This window comes from Knoellia locipacati (assembly GCF_044791685.1).
GTDB lineage: Bacteria > Actinomycetota > Actinomycetes > Actinomycetales > Dermatophilaceae > Knoellia > Knoellia locipacati_A.
Genome location: NZ_CP087730.1, coordinates 3,390,618 through 3,409,877 on the forward strand (window position 1 = coordinate 3,390,618; position 19,260 = coordinate 3,409,877).

The 19,260-nt window shown below is 73.3% G+C and carries 20 protein-coding genes and 1 riboswitch; of the genes, 17 read left to right on the plus strand and 3 right to left on the minus strand.

Features of this window, described 5'->3' with window-relative positions:
• Positions 1–13: 13 nt before the first annotated feature.
• From LL946_RS15930 to LL946_RS15990, 13 genes are all read left to right on the plus strand, one after another.
• Positions 14–2,065, plus strand: coding sequence for a primosomal protein N' (locus tag LL946_RS15930; protein ID WP_404382356.1), 2,052 nt, complete (start codon positions 14–16; stop codon positions 2,063–2,065).
• 77 nt (positions 2,066–2,142) lie between these two features.
• Entirely contained in the window at positions 2,143–3,111 is a 969-nt protein-coding gene (gene fmt, locus LL946_RS15935; protein ID WP_404382358.1) for a methionyl-tRNA formyltransferase, read from the plus strand.
• Positions 3,111–4,613 (plus strand): RsmB/NOP family class I SAM-dependent RNA methyltransferase, encoded by a 1,503-nt coding sequence (locus LL946_RS15940; protein WP_404382360.1) that lies wholly within the window; start codon positions 3,111–3,113, stop codon positions 4,611–4,613. Before fmt ends, LL946_RS15940 begins: the two co-directional genes overlap by 1 nt.
• Positions 4,614–4,648: 35 nt before the next feature.
• The gene (gene rpe, locus LL946_RS15945) at positions 4,649–5,311 is read left to right on the plus strand and encodes a ribulose-phosphate 3-epimerase (RefSeq protein WP_404382362.1); all 663 of its coding nucleotides are present in this window, start codon (positions 4,649–4,651) and stop codon (positions 5,309–5,311) included.
• Between the two features lie 2 nt (positions 5,312–5,313).
• A complete protein-coding gene (locus LL946_RS15950; RefSeq protein ID WP_404382364.1) occupies positions 5,314–5,886 on the plus strand; it encodes a pentapeptide repeat-containing protein in 573 nt (190 codons plus the stop codon).
• A 198-nt stretch (positions 5,887–6,084) separates the two neighbouring features.
• Positions 6,085–6,215, plus strand: a riboswitch (FMN riboswitch).
• Between the two features lie 119 nt (positions 6,216–6,334).
• Positions 6,335–7,360 (plus strand): bifunctional diaminohydroxyphosphoribosylaminopyrimidine deaminase/5-amino-6-(5-phosphoribosylamino)uracil reductase RibD, encoded by a 1,026-nt coding sequence (gene ribD, locus LL946_RS15955; protein WP_404382366.1) that lies wholly within the window; start codon positions 6,335–6,337, stop codon positions 7,358–7,360.
• Positions 7,360–7,995 (plus strand): riboflavin synthase, encoded by a 636-nt coding sequence (locus tag LL946_RS15960; protein WP_404382368.1) that lies wholly within the window; start codon positions 7,360–7,362, stop codon positions 7,993–7,995. Before ribD ends, LL946_RS15960 begins: the two co-directional genes overlap by 1 nt.
• Complete coding sequence (gene pnuC, locus LL946_RS15965) at positions 7,992–8,693, plus strand: nicotinamide riboside transporter PnuC (RefSeq protein WP_404382370.1); 702 nt, start codon at positions 7,992–7,994, stop codon at positions 8,691–8,693. Before LL946_RS15960 ends, pnuC begins: the two co-directional genes overlap by 4 nt.
• Positions 8,690–9,919: a 3,4-dihydroxy-2-butanone-4-phosphate synthase gene (gene ribB, locus LL946_RS15970; protein ID WP_404382372.1), complete on the plus strand. Its 1,230-nt coding sequence runs from the start codon at positions 8,690–8,692 to the stop codon at positions 9,917–9,919. Before pnuC ends, ribB begins: the two co-directional genes overlap by 4 nt.
• Positions 9,916–10,398 carry a 6,7-dimethyl-8-ribityllumazine synthase gene (ribH, locus tag LL946_RS15975; RefSeq protein WP_404382374.1) on the plus strand — a complete coding sequence of 161 codons (483 nt, stop codon included), beginning with the start codon at positions 9,916–9,918 and terminating at the stop codon, positions 10,396–10,398. Before ribB ends, ribH begins: the two co-directional genes overlap by 4 nt.
• The gene (locus tag LL946_RS15980; RefSeq protein ID WP_147065431.1) at positions 10,395–10,658 is read left to right on the plus strand and encodes a phosphoribosyl-ATP diphosphatase; all 264 of its coding nucleotides are present in this window, start codon (positions 10,395–10,397) and stop codon (positions 10,656–10,658) included. The genes ribH and LL946_RS15980 overlap by 4 nt, the downstream gene beginning before the upstream one ends.
• A gap of 13 nt (positions 10,659–10,671) precedes the next feature.
• Positions 10,672–11,517 carry an ATP phosphoribosyltransferase gene (gene hisG, locus LL946_RS15985; protein WP_404382376.1) on the plus strand — a complete coding sequence of 282 codons (846 nt, stop codon included), beginning with the start codon at positions 10,672–10,674 and terminating at the stop codon, positions 11,515–11,517.
• Complete coding sequence (locus LL946_RS15990; protein ID WP_404382378.1) at positions 11,505–11,954, plus strand: PH domain-containing protein; 450 nt, start codon at positions 11,505–11,507, stop codon at positions 11,952–11,954. The genes hisG and LL946_RS15990 overlap by 13 nt, the downstream gene beginning before the upstream one ends.
• Positions 11,955–12,152: 198 nt before the next feature.
• Here the strand turns inward: LL946_RS15990 and LL946_RS15995 are convergent, their stop codons facing one another.
• Positions 12,153–13,985: an MFS transporter gene (locus tag LL946_RS15995; protein ID WP_404382380.1), complete on the minus strand. Its 1,833-nt coding sequence runs from the start codon at positions 13,983–13,985 to the stop codon at positions 12,153–12,155.
• Between the two features lie 10 nt (positions 13,986–13,995).
• Entirely contained in the window at positions 13,996–15,150 is a 1,155-nt protein-coding gene (locus LL946_RS16000) for an aromatic acid exporter family protein (protein ID WP_404382382.1), read from the minus strand.
• Positions 15,151–15,185: 35 nt separating this feature from the next.
• Between LL946_RS16000 and hisF the strand changes: the two genes are divergently transcribed.
• Entirely contained in the window at positions 15,186–15,959 is a 774-nt protein-coding gene (gene hisF, locus LL946_RS16005; RefSeq protein ID WP_404382384.1) for an imidazole glycerol phosphate synthase subunit HisF, read from the plus strand.
• A gap of 91 nt (positions 15,960–16,050) precedes the next feature.
• On the opposite strand, the gene LL946_RS16010 is transcribed toward hisF, so the two are convergent.
• Positions 16,051–16,698, minus strand: coding sequence for a TIGR03085 family metal-binding protein (locus tag LL946_RS16010; protein WP_404382386.1), 648 nt, complete (start codon positions 16,696–16,698; stop codon positions 16,051–16,053).
• Positions 16,699–16,734: 36 nt separating this feature from the next.
• On the opposite strand from LL946_RS16010, the gene hisI reads away from it, so the two are divergent.
• Genes hisI through LL946_RS16025 form a run of 3 tightly spaced genes read left to right on the plus strand, consistent with a single transcriptional unit; the run spans position 16,735 to position 19,234 of the window.
• On the plus strand, positions 16,735–17,106 hold the full coding sequence (hisI, locus tag LL946_RS16015; RefSeq protein ID WP_404382388.1) for a phosphoribosyl-AMP cyclohydrolase: 372 nt from the start codon (positions 16,735–16,737) through the stop codon (positions 17,104–17,106).
• Positions 17,103–18,665 carry an anthranilate synthase component I gene (locus tag LL946_RS16020; protein WP_404382390.1) on the plus strand — a complete coding sequence of 521 codons (1,563 nt, stop codon included), beginning with the start codon at positions 17,103–17,105 and terminating at the stop codon, positions 18,663–18,665. Before hisI ends, LL946_RS16020 begins: the two co-directional genes overlap by 4 nt.
• A complete protein-coding gene (locus LL946_RS16025; protein WP_404382392.1) occupies positions 18,662–19,234 on the plus strand; it encodes a Trp biosynthesis-associated membrane protein in 573 nt (190 codons plus the stop codon). The genes LL946_RS16020 and LL946_RS16025 overlap by 4 nt, the downstream gene beginning before the upstream one ends.
• Positions 19,235–19,260 lie beyond the last annotated feature (26 nt).

Sequence of the window (19,260 nt, forward strand, 5' to 3'; positions counted from 1 at the left end):
CTAGTTTCGGGGCATGACCGAGCCGGGTGAGGGGACGCAGCTGGAGCTGATCCAGCCCTCCGCGCGTTCGCGGCCCAAGCCCCGGTCCGGTGGCGAGCCGCTCGCCGAGGTCGACCCGGTCGCGTCGGTGCTCGTCGAGACCGGTCTCGCCCACCTCGACCGTCCGTTCGAGTACCTCGTGCCCGCCTCGATGGCCGACGACGTCGTGCCCGGGGTGCGGGTCAAGGTCCGCTTCGCGGGTCAGGACCTCGACGGCTTCGTGCTCTCCCGTGCGGCAGAGGCCGACCATGAAGGGCGGCTCGCGACGCTGCGCCGGCTCGTCTCACCCGAGCCGGTCCTCACGCCACCGGTGCTCGAGGCGGCCCGCGCGGTGGCCGGACGCTACGGCGGCATCGTCGGCGACGTCCTGCGCCTGGCCGTCCCACCCCGTCACGCCGCCGCCGAGAAGGCGCTCTCCGCGGAAGCTCCGGAGTGCCACGCGCCGCCGGACCTCGAGTCGGTGGCCTGGAGCCGGTATGCCGGCGGGCCGGCCTTCCTCTCCCACCTCACCTCCGGCGGGGCACCGGCCGCGTCGCTGCTGGCCGCCCCGTCCGTCGAGCCGGACGAGGACTGGCCGCGACTCCTCGCCGACGCCGCCGCGGCGGCCCTGGCCGCAGGGCGGGGCAGCGTCCTCGTCGTCCCCGACGGACGCGACGTGGCCCGCGTCGAGACCGCCCTCACGGCGCGTCTGGGCAAGGGTCACCACGTCCGGCTCACCGCCGACCAAGGGCCGCAGGCCCGCTACACGGCATACCTCAAGGTCCTGCGCGGCCACGTGCGGGTCGTCGTGGGGACGCGGGCGGCCGCCTTCGCGCCCGTGCGCGATCTGGGGCTCATCGCGTGGTGGGACGACGGGGACGACCTGCACGACGAGCCACGGGCGCCCTACCCCCAAGTCCGCGAGGTCGCACGCCTGCGTGCCCGCATCGAGGGCGCCGCCCTGCTCAGCGCCGGGTTCTCGCGCAGCGTCACCCTCGCTCAGTGGTGCGCCGACGGAGACGTCGTGCCGGTGGAGGCCGACCGCGCGCTCCTGCGCCGCGCCGTGGCCAGGGTGCGGGTGGCCGGTGAGGGCGCCGACCTCGCCCGCGACCCCGCTGCCGCGCGTGCCCACCTGCCGTCGTCCGCGTGGCAGGTCGCGAAGGAGGCGCTGAGCCGCGGTCCGGTGCTCGTCCAGGTCCCGCGTCGGGGCTACCTGCCCTCGCTCTCGTGCCAGGACTGCCGACGGCCGGCGCGCTGCCGCGTGTGTTCAGGGCCGCTCGGGCTGCGTGGTCCCGGGCAGCCGCCGACGTGCCGCTGGTGCGGGGCCGTCGAGACCCGGTTCGAGTGCTCCCACTGTGGCTCGCCCCGGCTCCGGTCCTCGGTCGTGGGGGCCCGGCGGACCGCCGAGGAGCTGGGCCGTGCCTTCCCCGGAGTCCCGCTGGCGACCTCGGGAGCCGGCCATGTGGTCGACGAGGTGGACTCCCGGCCCCGGCTGGTCATCTCGACACCGGGCGCCGAGCCGGTCGCCGAGGGCGGCTACGCCGCGTGCCTCCTGCTCGACGCCTGGGCCCTGCTCGACCGCCCGTCGCTGGATTCGGCCGAGGAGGCGCTGCGCCGCTGGATGGGCGCGGTCGCCCTCACCCGTGGCGCGGGCGACGGCGGGGTCGTCGTGCTGGCGGGGGTGCCGACGCACGCGACCGTGCCGGCCGTCGAGGCGCTGGTGCGCTGGGACCCGGCCTGGTTCTCCGAGCGCGAGCTCTCCGAGCGCCGCGAGCTCTCGCTCCCGCCGACCGCGCGGGTCGCCACCCTCACTGGTGCCCGGGCCGCGCTGCGCTCGGCGGTCGACGAGATGCGGCTCGGAGAGTCCGTGCGGGTCCTCGGGCCGCTGCCGGTCGACGCCGACACCGAGCGCCTGGTCCTCAGCTCCCCGCTGGCGGACGGGCCGGCGCTCGCGGCCGAGGTGGCGGCGATGCGGGCGCGACGCTCAGCCCGCAAGGAGTCGACGCCGGTGACCGCGCGGCTCGACCCCCGCGACCCGGCGACCTGACCGGATGGAGCGCCGAGCCGTCGGCGCGTGAGCCTTCGTAGACTGGCGCGCGTGACGAGCGAGCACTGGTGCACCCGATGAGGCTGGTCTTCGCCGGCACCCCCGAGACCGCGGTGCCCTCGCTCGAGGCGTTGCTCGACTCCCGGCACGAGGTCGTCGCCGTCCTCACCCGCCCGGACGCGCGCGCCGGCCGTGGCCGCACCCTGCACCCTTCCCCTGTCAAGGCGGTGGCGCTCGAACGTGGCATCGAGGTGCTCACACCGACCTCGCCCCGGGACCCCGGCTTCCAGGCGCGGCTGCGCGAGATCGCGCCGGACGCGTGCCCCGTCGTCGCCTACGGCGCCCTGCTGCCGCGTGAGGTCCTCGACGTCCCGACCCATGGCTGGGTCAACCTGCACTTCTCCGTGCTGCCCGCCTGGCGTGGTGCGGCCCCCGTCCAGCGCGCGATCATGGCCGGCGACGAGACCACCGGCGCGACGACCTTCGTCATCGAGGAGGGCCTCGACACGGGCCCGGTCCTGGGACTCATGACCGAGACCATCCGCCCCGACGACACGTCCGGCTCGCTCCTCGACCGTCTCGCGAAGGCGGGTGCCGGGCTGCTCGTCGCGACGATGGACGGACTCGAGTCCGGTCGCCTCACCGCCGTGTCACAGCCGGCCGAGGGCGTCTCGCACGCGGCCAAGCTCACCACTGCCGACGGCGAGATCCCGTGGGGAACGCCTGCGTATGCCGTGAGCCGTCACGTCCGCGGCTGCACCCCGGCCCCGGGGGCCTGGACGACCTTGCGAGGCGAGCGACTGGGGGTCGGTCCGGTGACCGTCGCCCCCGACGACGTGCTGGCCGGCCGCGAAGGCGCGGCCACCCTGGCACCCGGGGAGATCCACGCGACCAAGCGCGCCGTCCACGTGGGCACCGGATCGGGTGTCGTCACCCTCGGTGAGGTGCGTCCTCAGGGCAAGAAGCTCATGGCTGCGGCCGACTGGGCCCGCGGCGTCCGCCTCGACGGCGGCGAGGCCTTCGGCGCCGCCACTACGCTGACCTGATGCCCGCAACCGACCAACCCCGCCAGCCCCACCGTCCCCGGGACGGTGCGCCGCGTGGCAGCCAGCGCTCGCGACAGAAGCCGAGCGACCGGGCCAAGCACGCCGAGCCGGCGAGGTTCGCGGCATACACGCTGCTGCGGGCCGTCGATGAAGGCGCCTACGCCAACCTCGAGTTCCCGGCGATCATCCGGCGGCACCGCCTCGACTCGCGCGACGCGGCGTTCGCCACCGAGCTCGCGTTCGGGACGCTCCGGATGCAGGGCTTCTACGACGCGGTCATCGTGCAGGCCGCGGGCCGCCCCACCGCCAAGATCGACCCCGGCGTGCTCGACGTCCTGCGCCTCGGTGCCCACCAGCTCCTCGGCATGCGCGTCCCTTCACACGCCGCCGCCGACCAGACGGTCGGGCTGGCCCGCACCGTGAGCGGCGCGGGTGCGAGCGGCTTCGTCAACGCCGTCATGCGCCGGGTCAGCGAGCGGACCCGTGAGGAGTGGGTCGAGCAGGTCGTGCCGGAGGGAGGCGCGACCGGGGCCCTCGCCACCGAGTACTCGCACCCCGAGTGGGTCGTCAGCGCCCTGCGCGGTGCGCTCCTCGGCCACGGGCGCGCCACGGCCGAGACCGTGGACGGCGAGCTGCGAACCCTGCTCGAGAGCGACAACACCCCGGCCAAGGTCAGCCTCGTCGCCCGCCCGGGACTCGCGACCGTCGAGGAGCTGGTGGAGGCCGGTGCCACGGCGAGCGAGACCTCGCCCTACGGCGCCGTCCTGGACCACGGTGACCCCGGCTCCATCCCCGCGATCCGGGAGCGGCGAGCCGCGGTGCAGGACGAGGGCTCGCAGCTGCTCGCCGTGGCGCTCGCGACCGCACCCGTGGACGCCGACGTCCCGACCCGGTGGCTCGACCTCTGCGCCGGACCTGGTGGCAAGAGCGGCGTCCTCGGCGCCCTCGCGCTCGACGCCGGCGCCGACCTCGTCGCCGTCGAGGTGAGCGAGCACCGCGCCCAGCTCGTCCGCAGCACGCTCGAGCCCGTCATCGCTCTCGCCGGTGCGGCCGGACGCAGTGTCGAGGTGCGCACCGCGGACGGGCGCGAGGTCGGCGAGGGTGAGCCGGCGGCATACGGACGGGTCCTCGTCGACGCGCCCTGCACCGGCCTGGGGGCCCTCCGGCGTCGACCGGAGGCGCGCTGGCGCCGGCAGCCGGGTGACCTCGCCCAGCTCGGCCCGCTGCAGCGTGACCTGCTCCGCAGCGCCCTCGACGCGGTCGCTCCCGGCGGGCTCGTCGGCTACGCGACGTGCAGCCCGCACCCGGCCGAGACGACGTTCGTCGTGCGCGACGTGCTCAAGAAGCGCGACGACATCGAGGTGGTCGACGCACGCGACCTCTTCCGCGACGCGTCGGGCGAGGTGCTCCACGACCTCGGCGACGGCCCAGAGGTGCAGCTCTGGCCGCACGTGCACGGCACCGACGCGATGTTCTTCACCCTGCTCCGCAAGAAGGCCTGACCCGACCGCCGGGCCGCCCACCGTAGGCTGCTCGCGTGCAGATCTCACCGTCGATCCTCTCCGCAGACTTCGCCAACCTCCAGTCCGAGCTCGACGCGATCTCGAACGCCGACTGGGCGCACGTCGACGTCATGGACAACCACTTCGTCCCCAACCTCACACTGGGCCTGCCGATCGTGGAGTCTCTGCTCAAGGTGTCGCCGATCCCGCTCGACTGCCACCTCATGATCGAGGACCCCGACCGGTGGGCGCCGGCCTACGCCGAGGCGGGCGCGCAGTCGGTGACCTTCCACGTCGAGGCAGCCCGTGACCCCCGCACCCTGGCGCGTGCCCTGCGCGCTGCGGGGGCACGGGCCGGCATGGCGATCAAGCCGGGCACCGAGTGGGCGCCCTACGAGGAGCTGCTGCCCGAGCTCGACATGGTGCTCGTCATGACGGTCGAGCCGGGCTTCGGCGGCCAGTCGTTCATGGCCGACCAGATGCCCAAGGTGGCGCAGGTCCGCGAGGCGGTGCGCCGGCACGGCGGCGAGGTGTGGATCCAGGTCGACGGGGGAGTGTCCGCGTCGACGATCGAGCAGTGCGCCGAGGCCGGTGCCGACGTCTTCGTCGCCGGGTCCGCGGTCTACGGCGCCGAGTCCGCGGCCACGGCCATCGACGAGCTGCGCGCCCTCGCCCAAGCGCACTCCCACGCGCACTGACCGTGGTCGACGAGGCGCTCGGCGCGCTGGTGTCCCTCGCACCCGGCGAGGTGCTACGGGGTCGTGAGGTCGTGGGGGAGGAGCTCGCCGGGCTGTCCTGGGAGAGCGCCAAGGTCATCGACTGCGTCTTCGAGGAGTGCATCTTGACGAGCTGCAACCTGACGATGGCGACCCTCACCGACACCCGGTTCGTCGACTGCACCTTCGTCGGCTGCAAGCTCCTTGCGGTGAACTGGACCGCGACCGGGGCCGGGTCGATGCTGGCCCAGCCGCTGCGCTTCGAGCGCTCCCGCCTCGACGGGACGACCTTCGCCGGGCTCGACCTCACCGGCTTCGTCTTCCGCGACTGCCAGCTGACCGACGTCGACTTCAGCGAGTGCGACCTGCGCCGTGCCGACCTCGGCGGCTCTGACGTGTCCGGAGCCCGCTTCGCCGATACGGACCTGAGCGACGCCGACCTCCGCGGCACCCGCGGCCTCGCCCTGGACCCGCGCGCCAACCGGCTCAAGGGGGCCCGGCTCGACCTCGACGCGGCGCCGGGGCTCCTCGAGGTGTTCGGGCTCACCATCAGCTGACCCGCCCGGCCCCTTGCGTCCGCCAGGTGGACGACAGGGCCACCGACGTGGCGGACGCAAGCGGCAGGTGCGCGGACGGCATACCGCAACGTCCGGCACCTCGACGGCAGGGCCACCGAAGTGGCGGACACAGTGGGAGAGGAGCGTCACGGTGGACAGGGGTTCGGTCCGCCGGCCCTCCTGCGGCATACTGGGTGGTGACGTGCTCCGGGGTCGGTGCAATTCCGAACCGGCGGTGACAGTCCGCGACCCGACCGCAGCCAGCGGCCGGTTGACTGGGTGGAACTCCCAGACCGACGGTGAGAGTCCGGATGGTAGGCAGCACGTGACAGCGAGGCCCTTCGGGGTCGCGCCGTCCGACGTCACGCTGTGACCCGTCGGCGGCGCCGCGTCGCCTGCACGTCCCCCGGAGCTCGACCGACAGGTCTCGAGCACGAGGGCAGGACGAATGCAGCACACGAGCACGACCGACGAGCGGTGGATGCACCGCGCCCTCGTCGTCGCTGCGCAGGGCCCCGAGGCCGACGCCAACCCCCGCGTCGGCTGCGTCCTCGTCGGCCCCGACGGCGAGGCCGTCGCCGAGGGATGGCACCGTGGCGCGGGCACGCCGCACGCCGAGGCGGCAGCGCTGGCTGCCGCGGGTGGGCACGCGAGGGGAGCGACGGCATACGTCACGCTCGAACCGTGCCACCACACGGGCCGCACCGCGCCCTGCTCCCGTGCGCTCGCTGACGCCGGCGTCGCACGCGTCGTGTATGCCGTGCGCGACCCGAACTCTCCGGCCGCCGGTGGAGCCGCCTGGCTGGGCGAGCAGGGCGTCACCACCGAGGCCGGGGTCCTCGAGGCGGAGGCGACCGAGCTCAACCGGACGTGGCTGCACCGCATCCGTACCGGACGGCCCTGGGTCACGTGGAAGCTGGCGTCGACCCTCGACGGGCGCAGCGCCGCCGCCGACGGGACCAGCCAGTGGATCACCGGACCCGAGGCGCGTGCCGACGTGCACGACCATCGCGCTCGCTGCGGCGCCATCCTCGTGGGCACCGGCACGGCGCTCACCGACGACCCCCAGCTCACCGCACGCCACCCCGACGGGAGCCTGCGCGAGCACCAGCCGCTGCGCGTCGTCATGGGCCAGCGAGACCTCCCGGCCGGCGCCCGCGTCTTCGACGGCGCCGCCGGGACCGTGCACCTGCGCACCCGGTCGCCGCGAGAGGTGCTCACCCACCTCTCCGACCGGGAGGTCCACCACGTCTGGCTCGAGGGCGGGCCGACCGTCGCCGCGGCGTTCATGGCCGACGGTCTGGTCGACGAGATCGTCGCGTACGTCGCCCCCGTCCTGCTCGGCCGCGGGCGGCCGAGCGTGAGCGACCTCGGCATCACGACCATGGCCGACGCCCTCCGGCTCCAACCCACCGACACGCGGATCATCGGCCACGACGTCCGCATCACCGCCGTCCTCCAGGAGGCCCCCTGATGTTCACCGGAATCGTCGAGGAGCTCGGTCAGGTCGACCGCCTCGACCTCGGCCCCGAGTCGGCCCGGCTCACGCTGCGCGGTCCGCTCGTCACGAGCGACGCCGTCCACGGTGCCTCGATCGCCGTCAACGGTGTCTGCCTCACGGTCGTCGAGCACGACGCACACGAGGGATGGTTCACCGTCGACGTCATGGCGGAGACGTTGTCCCGCACCGGCCTCGGGGACCTCGAGGCCGGGGCACCGGTCAACCTCGAACGGGCCATGGCTGCCTCGGCCCGGTTCGGCGGGCACATCGTCCAGGGCCACGTCGACGGCACCGCGACCGTCGTCGAGCGGGTTCCCGGCGACCGCTGGGAGGTCGTGACGTTCACGCTGCCCGCCGACCTCGCGCGCTACGTCGTCGAGAAGGGCTCGATCACCGTCGACGGCGTGAGCCTCACGGTCTCGGCCGTCACCGACGACACGTTCAGCGTCTCGCTCATCCCCACCACCCTCGCGCTCACCACCCTCGGCCATCGCGCCGTGGGGGACACGGTGAACCTCGAGGTCGACGTCCTCGCGAAGTACGTCGAGCGTCTCCTCTCCGCACGCACCACCACCGACAGCACCACGACCACGGAGGTCCCCGCATGAACTGGCTCGAGCGCCTCTTCGAGGCCCAGCTGACGATCGGCAGCTCGCACATCCTCTGGCGCGAGATCGTCGGCAACGTCTTCGGGTTCGCCTCCGCGATCGGTGGCATGCGTCGCCGGGTGTGGGCGTGGCCGGTCGGGATCATCGGCAACGTCCTGCTCTTCACCGTCTTCTTCGGCGTCGCTTTCGCGAACCCGCAGCAGCAGACGCTCTACGGTCAGGCGGGCCGTCAGGTCTTCTTCATCCTCACGAGCGTCTACGGCTGGTGGCGCTGGCAGGAGCACCGCAAGGCCCGCGGCGCCGACGCCCCCGCGATCACGCCGCGGTGGGCCACGGTCCGGGAGCGGACGGCATACCTCGGGGTCTGGGTCGCCGGTGTCGTCATCGGCCAGTGGGTCTTCGCGACGATCGGTGCCAGCTGGCCGGCCCCGCGCTGGTACTTCTGGTGCGATGCGTGGATCTTCGTGGGTTCGATGCTCGCGACCTACGCGATGGCCCGCGGGTGGAACGACTTCTGGCTCATGTGGATCGCCGTCGACCTCGTCGGCGTGCCGCTGCTGTGGCACTCGAAGTTCTACCCGAGCGCGGTCCTGTATGCCGTGTACGGCGCCCTGGTGCTCTACGGCTTCACCGTGTGGCTCAGGGCCTCTCGCGAGGAACGCGACCCCGACCGTGAGCTGACGGAGGCCGTCCGATGAGCGGGCTCTCGACCATCGACGAGGCCCTCGAAGCCCTGCGGGCAGGCCGTCCCGTGCTCGTCACCGACGACGAGGACCGTGAGAACGAGGGCGACGTCGTCCTCGCCGCGCAGACGCTCACCGACGAGTGGATGGCTTGGACCATCCGGCACTCGTCGGGCTACGTCTGCGCGCCGATGCCGGACGCCGTCGCCGACCGTCTGGACCTTCCGCTCATGGTGAGGGACAACGCGGACCGGCTGCGGACGGCATACACGGTCACGGTGGACGCCGCCGCAGGCGTGACCACGGGGATCAGCGCGGCCGACCGGGCACACACGGTGCGGCTGCTGTCGGGCCCGACCACCACGGCGGACGACCTCGTCCGCCCGGGTCACGTCGTGCCGCTGCGTGCCCGCGACGGGGGGGTGCTCGTGCGGCGCGGCCACACCGAGGCGGCGGTCGACCTGTGCCGGCTCGCCGGTCTCGAGCCGGTCGGTGCCATCGCCGAGCTGACCCACGACGACGGCACGATGATGCGCCTGCCGGCCGTGCTCGACCTCGGTGCCGAGCACGACCTGCCGGTCATCACCATCGAGCAGCTCGTCGCGCACCGCCAGCGCCAGGACCGCGTGGCCCGCCACGCGACCACGACCCTTCCGACACCGGACGGGACGTTCACGGTGCACGCCTACCGCGACGCCCTCACCGGCGACGAGCACCTCGCGCTGGTCAGCCCTCGCGGGCTCGGCGACGGGCCGGTCCTCACGCGGCTGCACAGCGAGTGCCTCACCGGCGACGTCTTCGGCTCGGCCCGCTGTGACTGCGGGCCCCAGCTGCGCCGCGCCCAGACCCGCGTCGCCCGCGAGGGAGGGGTCGTGGTCTACCTGCGAGGTCACGAAGGCCGCGGTGTCGGTCTCGCGGACAAGATCGCCGCGTATGCCGTGCAGGACACCGGAGCCGACACCGTCGCCGCGCAGGAGCAGCTCGGCCTGCCGGTGGACGCTCGCGACTACTCGGCCGCCACGGCGATCCTGCACGACCTCGGCGTCGAGGCCGTGCGGCTGCTCACCAACAACCCCGACAAGGTGGCGTCGGTCGTCGCTGCCGGCATCGACGTGGCCTCGGTCGAGCGTCTCCAGGTCGCTCCCGTCGCGACGAACGCGGCCTACCTGAGGACCAAGCGTGACCGCCTGGGCCACGACCTCGTCCTCGACGCCCACGACGCCACGGAGGCGAGCGCATGAAGGCCGGAGCACCCGAGGTCCACGTCGACGGGACCGGCCTGAGGGTCGCCGTCATCGCCGCGTCGTGGCACGACGTCGTGATGGACGGGCTCATCGAGGGCGCGGTGACCGCACTGGCCGGGGCCGGCCTCCCGGACGTCGCCGTCGTCCGCGTCCCCGGCACGGTCGAGCTGTCCGTCGCCGCGGCACGCCTCGCCCCGACGCACGACGCCCTCGTCGCCCTCGGCGTCGTCATCCGCGGTGGGACACCGCACTTCGACTACGTCTGCAGCGGCGTCACGCACGGGCTCACCGACGTGAGCACCCGCACGGGGGTGCCGGTCGGCTTCGGCGTCCTCACCTGCGACACCGAGGAGCAGGCCCTCGACCGGGCCGGACTGCCCGGCTCGGGAGAGGACAAGGGCGCCGAGGCGGCGCTGGCCGCCGTCGCCACCGCGGTGACCCTGCGCGAGCTCGCCCCTCGTACGATTGACGCGTGAAGACCTTCGACGCGCTGTTCGCCGAGCTCACCGACAAGGCCGCCACCCGCCCGGAGGGCTCGGGCACGGTCGCGCAGCTCGACGCCGGCGTGCATGCCATCGGCAAGAAGATCGTCGAGGAGGCCGCCGAGGTGTGGATGGCCGCCGAGCACGAGAGCGACGAGCGGGCAGCCGAGGAGATCTCCCAGCTGCTCTACCACCTCCAGGTCCTCATGGTCGCCAAGGGTCTGACCCTCGACGACGTCTACACCCACCTCTGAGACACGAGTTCCCATGCTGCGCATTGCCGTCCCCAACAAGGGTTCCCTCGCCGACCCCGCCGCCGAGATGCTGCGCGAGGCGGGCTACCGCACTCGCCGCGACACCAAGGAGCTCGTCGTCACCGACGAGGCCAACGGCGTCGAGCTGTTCTACCTGCGCCCGCGCGACATCGCGGTCTACGTCGGCTCCGGCACCGTCGACTGCGGCATCACCGGTCGCGACCTGCTCCTCGACTCGGGCAGTGCCGCGACCGAGGTGATGACCCTCGGCTTCGGTGGCTCGACCTTCCGGTATGCCGGCCGCCCCGGTTCCGTGTCGGCTCTGGCCGACATCGCGGGTCGCCGGGTCGCGACGAGCTACCAAGGCCTCGTCGAGAAGCACCTTGCCGACCACGGCGTCCAGGCCGAGGTCGTGCGCCTCGACGGTGCCGTCGAGACCGCGATCACCCTCGGCGTGGCCGACGTCATCGCCGACGTCGTCGAGACCGGTGCCACGCTCCGCAGCCAGGGTCTCGAGGTGTTCGGCGACCCGATCCTGCGCAGCGAGGCCGTGCTGATTCGTCGCGAGGGCAGCCACGAGGAGTCGGCCATCGAGGTGCTGCGCCGCCGGATGCTCGGTGTCGTCACGGCCCGGCACTACGTCATGCTCGACTACGACGTCCCCGCGGCGCTGGTCGACGAGGCGTGCGCGATCACTCCCGGCCTCGAGTCGCCCACGGTCTCGAACCTCCAGAACCCCGAGTGGAAGGCCGTGCGCGCGATGGTCCCGCGCTCGGGCACCAACGCCGTGATGGACCGTCTGTGGGAGATGGGCGCCCGCGCCATCCTCGTCACCGACATTGCCGCGTGCCGCCTGTGACCGACGAGGTCTCGCGCGAGCCGTTCCGGTCCCGCCGGGGCAGGGCCATGGCCACCGTCATGGCCGGGCTCTCGCTCGTGCTGTTCGTGGCCCTCGCAGTGCTCGTCTCCGGCGTCGACGAGGGCGGCTGGGTGATCGCCGACCGCGTCATGCTCGGGGTCATCGGGGTCGCCCTGGCGCTGGTGCTGTGGCGGTGGGCGGCGATCGCGGCCGTGCCCGACGACGCCGGGCTGACGGTCCAGAACCTCGTCGGCCGCCGGCACATCCGGTGGGACGAGATCGACGACGTGAGCTTCGACGAGGGCGACCCCTGGGTGACCCTCCACCTCACCGACACCGAGACCGTGGCGGTCATGGCGATCCAGCGCGCCGACGGACCGTCCTCCCGCAGCGAGGCCCAGCGCCTCGCCGCCCTCGTGGCCGCGTCCCGCCACTGACCGAGAGGGTCACCAGACGCACGGCCGTGGCGACAACATTCGACCAATAGGTCACTTCTTGCGCGGGGTGGCGACCACATTCGACCTATTGGTCGATTGTGTGCGCGGGGTGGCGACCAGAAGTGACCAATTGGTCGATTGTGTGCGCGGGCTGGCGACCAGAAGTGACCTATTGGTCGATGTGTGTGCACGGGTGGGTCAGCGGACGGGGGCGCGGCCCGGTCGCAGTGACATGGCCGCGACGAGCTGGACGAGCATGAGGCAGGCCAGCACGAGCCAGATCGTCGAGAAGCCACCGGTGAGGTCGCGCACCGCACCCATCGTCGTCGGACCCATCGACGCCACCGTGTAGGAGACGAGGAAGGTCATCGCGGTGAAGCGGGCAGCGGCCGCCGGCGACACGGCATACCGGACGAGCAGGACGAGCCCGATGGCGAACGAGGCACCCTGGGCGACGCCGAGCAGCACGGCCCAGACCCACGGGGCGGCGTCGGGGGCGGCCCACACACCGGTCTGCCCGGCGAGGCCGCAGAGCGCCGCACCGACCAGCGGCACCCGCCAGTCACCGACGCGGTCCGTGATGGCCGGCCCCACGAGCCCCGAGACGAACTGCGCCCCGGTGAAGACCGAGAGCAGCAGACCTGCGTCCAGCGCCTCCCAGCCGTGGTCGACGTAGGTGGGGGAGAGCCACGCGAGGGTGGAGTAGAACTGCCACGACTGCACGGCCATGAAGCCGGCGACCAGCCAGGCGGTGGCGCTGCGCCAGGGCAGCCGGTGGCTGGTGTCCGGCGGGTGCTGGTCGTGGTCGCCGCCGCGGTGGACCGCGCGGTCGACCGGGAGCCAGAGCACGACCCCGACGACGGCGACGAGTCCCCAGAAACCCAGCGAGGAGTCCCAGTCGCCGAGCGCCACCGCGAGCGGCACCGACACGGCAGCGGCCACGGCGGCGCCGCCCATCATGGCGAACATCTGCAGGCCGGTCGCGAGCCCGGCTCGACCGGCCGGGAACGAGCCCTTGACCATCCCGGGCAGGAGGGTGCCGGCCAGGGCGATGCCGGCACCGGCGCAGAGCGTCCCGGCGTAGAGGGCGAGGACCTCGTGCCCGAAGGCGCGCACGAGGTTGCCGACGGCGATGGCGACCATCGCGAGCGAGATGCACCGGACCACACCGAGCCGCAGCCCCAGCCGGGCGGCCGGCGGCGCGAGCAGGCCCATGCAGAGGACCGGCAGGGTCGTGAGCACCCCCAGCCAGACCGAGCTCAGCCCGAGGTCCTCGCGCAGCCTCGGGAGGAGCGGGGGCAGCGACGTCATCAGGGTGCGCAGGCTGAGCGAGACCGCGACGACGCCCAGGATCACGAGCCAGAGGGGCGGTCCCTCCACCTCGGGCCGGGGTGCCGTGTCGATCGTGTCCGCATCGGGACCGCCAGGGTCGCTACCGTCACCGGACCAAGGACCGGCGGACTCAGGACGGCCCGTGTCGACCACGAGGTCCGCGTCCGCCCGGCCGGGCGAGACGGCATACAGCTGGCGTTCCTGGTCGGCCCACTCGTCCCAGTGGGCCTCGAACACCTCACCGTCGCGGGCGACGGCGCGCACGTGGCGCTGGTCCGTGGGTGCCTCGACCCAGACCTTCACCGAGGCCTCGGCGCCGGCGATGGCGAAGGCTCCCACCCCCTCGAGGACGACGAGGTCGGCCCGCGGGACGGCTTCGCTGGGCCCCGGCACGTCCTCGTCCCAGTCCCAGGTGGGGTGCGATGCCGGCGACCCGATCACCCAGGCGTCGACGAGGGAGGCCCGCGCCAGCTCGACGGTCGCGAGCACGCCGGTCCACCCCTGGTGCATGTCGTCGACGTGGAGGACGAGGGCATCGAGCTCGCCACCCAGGTGCCGGGCGAGCGTCGTCTTGCCGGACCCGCTGGGGCCGTCGACGGCGACGACGGCCACCGAGCCGGCCCGCGCACCACGCTCGTCGAGGAGACCGCGGACACCACTGGTGAGGTCACCCACATCGGTCACTGCCTCGACTGCCACACGGGCAACCCTAGGTCGGCTCCTCGTCGACCTCGTCGCCGACCACGGAGGTGTCGTCCTGCGGGTGCGACACCGGCACGAGCTCACCCGCCTCGTCGACGGACATGCCGGTGAGGACGAGCAGGTCGACGACCATCGAGCGCACCTGCGCCCGGATCACCTCGCCGGACAGCCCCGACGCCGGGTCGATGACGGCGCTGCGCTCGGCGAGCCGGTGGAGCCCTGCGCGTGCGGCGGTGGGCTCGTGGCGTTCGTGCAGCTCGCGGGCGATGTCGTCGCACGACCGTGCGAGGTCGTCGAGGAGAGCGGTGTATGCCGGGGGGATCACCTCTCCGCGCCGCGTCCCGACCAGGGCCCTGCGGACGAGGACGCGCAGGTTGCGGATCGCACGGTCGAGCGGCTCGAGGAGGTCGGCGATCGCCTGGGCGCCGGGGAGGTGCCGCCGCCGGAACGGAGAGAGGCGCACCACGGCCACGCCCTCCGAGGCGAGCGACTGGAGCTCGACGAGCATGCCCTCCGACGCTCGGGCCCGCCGCAGCGTCGCCCCGGCGAGCTCGTTGTCGTCGGTGCGGATGACGACCGCGGTCTCGCGCAGGATGGCCGCGATCTCCTCGACGACCAGCGCGGCCTTCTGGCGTGGCCGGTGCAGGCCCGTCGCGGGGACGAGCGCGCTGATGAGGAGCGCGACGCTCCCGCCGATGACCGCGTCGAGCCAGCGGGTGAACGCCTGTCCCGGCGCGGCGACGAGCGTGGTGATGATCGCTGCCTGCACCCCGGCCTGGATGGTGATGAGCAGCCCGGCGCCGAAGAGCGAGGCGATGGTCATGGCGAGGACGATGACGACGAGCAGCTGGAGGATCCCGCTGCCGAAGAGGTGGGCGAAGACGTCACCGATGAGGACGCCGATCGCGACCCCGACCATCACCTCGACCGCCCGTCGGACCCGCTGCCCGTAGGACAGGCCGAGCGAGATGATCGCCGTCACCGGCGCGAAGAACGGCAGCGGGTGGTCGAAGACGTCCTTGGCGAGCCACCACGCGAGCGCCGCACCGATGCCGCACTGGACGATGAACACCAGCCGGCCGGTCAGCCGGTCGGCGCGGATCCGGGCCTCGGTGCGCGAACGCCGCGCGACGCGGGCGGGCAGGTCGGAGGCGGACGGCATACCTCGCATCATTCACCGCCGGATAGCCTGCCCACGTGAGCGTCGCCATCCGTGTCATCCCGTGTCTCGACGTCGACGCCGGCCGCGTCGTCAAGGGCGTGAACTTCGAGAACCTCCGTGACGCCGGCGATCCCGTCGAGCTTGCCCGCAGCTACGGCGAGCAGGGCGCCGACGAGCTGACCTTCCTCGACGTCACGGCGAGCAGCGGCGACCGGGCGACGACCTATGACGTCGTGCGACGCACCGCCGAGCAGGTGTTCATCCCGCTGACCGTCGGCGGGGGAGTGCGCACCGTCGACGACGTCGACCGGCTCCTGCGCAGCGGCGCCGACAAGGTCGGGGTCAACACCGCAGCCATCGCCCGCCCCGAGCTCATCGCCGAGACGGCAGACCGGTTCGGCTCGCAGGTGCTCGTGCTGTCGGCGGACGTGCGCCGCCGTCGCCGCGACGACGGCACCGTCACCGACGACGTCGAGGTGACCACCCACGGCGGCCGCACCGGCACCGGCCTCGACGCGATCGAGTGGTGCGTGCGCGCCGCCGAGCTCGGCGCCGGCGAGATCCTGCTCAACTCGATGGACGCCGACGGCACGAAGGCCGGCTTCGACCTCGACCTCATCGCGCGGGTCCGCCGCGAGGTGACCGTCCCCGTCATCGCGAGCGGTGGCGCCGGCGCCGTCGAGCACTTCGCGCCGGCGGTGCGCGCGGGAGCCGACGCCGTGCTCGCGGCGAGCGTGTTCCACTTTGGCGACCTCACGATCGGCCAGGTCAAGGACGCGCTGCGCGCCGACGGCCTCCCCGTGCGCTGATCAGCGCGGCTCGGCGGCGCACGACCCCCAGCGCCAGCACTCGTGCCGCAGGGCGGTGAGGACGCGTGGACCGGTGGCGGTCCCCGTCACGTCAGAGGCCGAGGCGCGCGGTCTCGAACGCGGCGACCGCCTCGGGCGGTCCGGTCACCTCGACGTCGGCGACGTTCCCGCGCCCGTATGCCGTGAGCATCAGCTCCAGCGGCTCTCCCGACACGATGACCGGATCGGCGCCTCCGCTCACCGTGAGCGCACCGCGCCGGGGTGCGTGGAGCTCCACGCCCGAGGGCACCCGACGGAAGAGCAGGCGCCCCATCCGTGACAGCAGCGCCCAGACGGCGGCGTCGAGGTGGGCCGACACCTCCCGGCGGGGGCCACGCGCACCGTCGCCACGCAGGACGTCCTCGTGGTGGATGACCATCTCGGCGAGGTTGACGGCGTCGTCGACGAGCGCGATCTGCGCGGGGTGCCAGCTCGGCGGGCCCGAGCGCACGGCCTCGATGAGAGCCGGCCACGGCTGGGCGGCGATCCGCGCCTGCTCGCGGTCGGTGCGCTCCTTGAGGAAGGGCACCCAGATGCCCGAGGCCAGGTCGGGTCGGCCCTCACGCACGACGAGGTGGGCCGCGAGGTCACGTGTGGTCCACGGCATGCAGAGGGTGGGGGCGTCGGGGCCGACGGCCTCGAAGGTCTCGCAGAGGTCGAAACGTTCCCTGCGGGCGATGGAGCTCGGGCGGTCGGTCATGGACCCATCCTCGCGCCTGCGGGGCCGCGCGGCACAATGGCGGTCGTGCCCGACCTCGACCCGACCCTGTCCAGCCGACTCCGCTTCGACGACTCCGGCCTCGTCGCCGCGATCGTCCAGCAGCACGACAGCGGCGAGGTCCTCATGCTCGGCTGGATGGACGCCGAGGCGCTGCGGCGCACCCTGACGCAGGGTCGCGTGACGTTCTGGTCGCGCAGCCGCCAGGAGTACTGGCGCAAGGGCGACACGTCCGGCCACGCCCAGTACGTGAAGTCGGTCGCCCTCGACTGCGACGGTGACGCGCTGCTCGTCCGGGTCGAGCAGGTGGGTGCCGCCTGCCACACCGGGGACCGCACCTGCTTCGACGCCGGGACGCTCGACGTCGTCGTGGGCGAGGCGGACCGGTGAGCCGCGAGCCCCAGCCCACTCCCGACCTGTCGTTCGGGACGACCTGGCCCTCGCTCCCGCTCTTCTCGGTGCTCGCCGAGGGCCGTCGCGTCATCCCGGTCGTGCGACGGCTCATGGCCGACGCCGAGACGCCCGTCGGGCTCTACCGCAAGCTGGCCCAGAACAGGCCCGGCACCTTCCTCCTCGAGTCCGCCGAGCACGGCGGGGTCTGGAGCCGCTACTCGATCATCGGCGCGGCCAGCCGCGCCACGCTCACGGAGCAGGACGGTGAGGTCCACTGGATCGGCGAGCCGCCCGTCGGGGTGCCGACGACCGGCCTCGCGACCGACGCCCTGAGGGACACCGTCGCGGCACTCGCCACCGACCCCATCCCCGGCCTCCCGCCGCTCACGGGCGGCATGGTCGGGATGATCTCGTACGACGCCGTCCGGCGCTGGGAGAGGGTGCCCTCGACGACGCCCGACGTGCTGCACCTCCCCGAGATCGCGATGATGCTCGCCACCGACCTCGCCGTGCTCGACCACGCCGACGGGTCGGTGCTGCTCATCGCCAACGCCGTCAACTACGACGCCACGGACGAGCGCGTGCAGGACGCCTGGACCGACGCCGTGGCCAGGCTCGACGCGATGACGCACGACCTCGCTGCCGGCGCGGAGAGCACCGTGTCGGTCGTCGACACCGGGCTCGTCGACGACGCCATGCAGGGGGTCACCGCCAACCTCACCAGCGACGAGTACGAAGCCATGGTCGAGAGCGCCAAGGAGGACATCCGCGCCGGTGAGGTGTTCCAGGTCGTCCTGTCCCAGCGCTTCTCGATGCCCTGCCCTGCCGACGCGCTGGACGTCTACCGGGCCCTGCGGGCGGGCAACCCGAGCCCCTACATGTACCTGTTCCGGTTCACGCGACCGGACGGGACGGCATACGACGTCGTCGGCAGCTCACCGGAGGCCCTCGTCAAGGTGACGGGCACGCAGGCCATCACCCACCCCATCGCCGGGTCGCGTCCGCGGGGCAAGTCGCCCGAGGACGACGTGCGACTGGCCGAGGACCTGCTGACCGACCCCAAGGAGCGCTCCGAGCACGTCATGCTCGTCGACCTCGGGCGCAACGACCTCGGGCGGGTCTGCCGGCCGGGCACCGTCGACGTCGTCGAGTTCATGGACGTGCGCCGCTACAGCCACGTCATGCACCTGGAGTCGGCGGTCGTGGGGGAGCTGCGCGACGGGGTGCGGGCCTACGACGTGCTCGTCTCGACGTTCCCGGCCGGGACGCTCTCGGGTGCACCCAAGCCGAGGGCACTGGCGCTCATCGAGGGCTACGAGCCGTCGCGTCGCGGGGTCTACGGAGGGGTCGTGGGCTACCTCGACTTCCACGGCGACCTCGACATGGCCATCGCGATCAGGACCGCGCTCCTCGACGGCGGCACCGCCCACGTCCAGGCGGGAGCGGGGATCGTGGCCGACTCCGTGCCGAGGACCGAGCACGACGAGTGCGTCGCCAAGGCCACCGCCGCGCTGCGCGCCGTCGCCACGGCCTCCGCCCTGAGGAAGGTCCCGTGACCCTCGTGCGACGTCGCGGTGTCCTCGTCCTCCTCGTCGTGCTCGGGGCCCTCGTCGTCCTCGTCACGACCTCGCGCACGTGGCTCACGGGGTCGGTCGACGACGTCGTCCTCGGGCAGTCCTCGGTGTCCGCGACGGGGTCGGAGGTCGCCGGCGGCGTCGTGGCGCTCGCGCTCGTCGTGGTCGCCGGTGCCGTGGCCTCGGCTGCGGCAGGTCCGCGCGCCCGGGTCGTTGCGCTCGTCCTCACAGTCCTGGCCGCGCTCGGCGGAGTCGCCCTCGTGGCGCGGGTCCTCCTCGACCCCGAGGGCGCCCTCGGCCCCATCGCCGCGGCCGCCGCGGGCCGGACCGGGTCCCTCGAGACGAACGCGACGGCGAGCGGCTGGCCCTGGGCGTCGCTGGCCGGCTTCGCGCTCGCGGCGGTGGCCCTCGGTGGTCTGGCGCGTGCCCGAAGGGCCGCTCCGGGGCTCGGCAGCCGCTACGAGGCGCCGGGACGCGCGCCCGAGAGCGACTGGGACCAGCTCAGCGCGGGCGAGGACCCGACCGATGTCTCGCGGGGCCCGCGAGAATGACACAATGACGCGCGAACCACCCAACT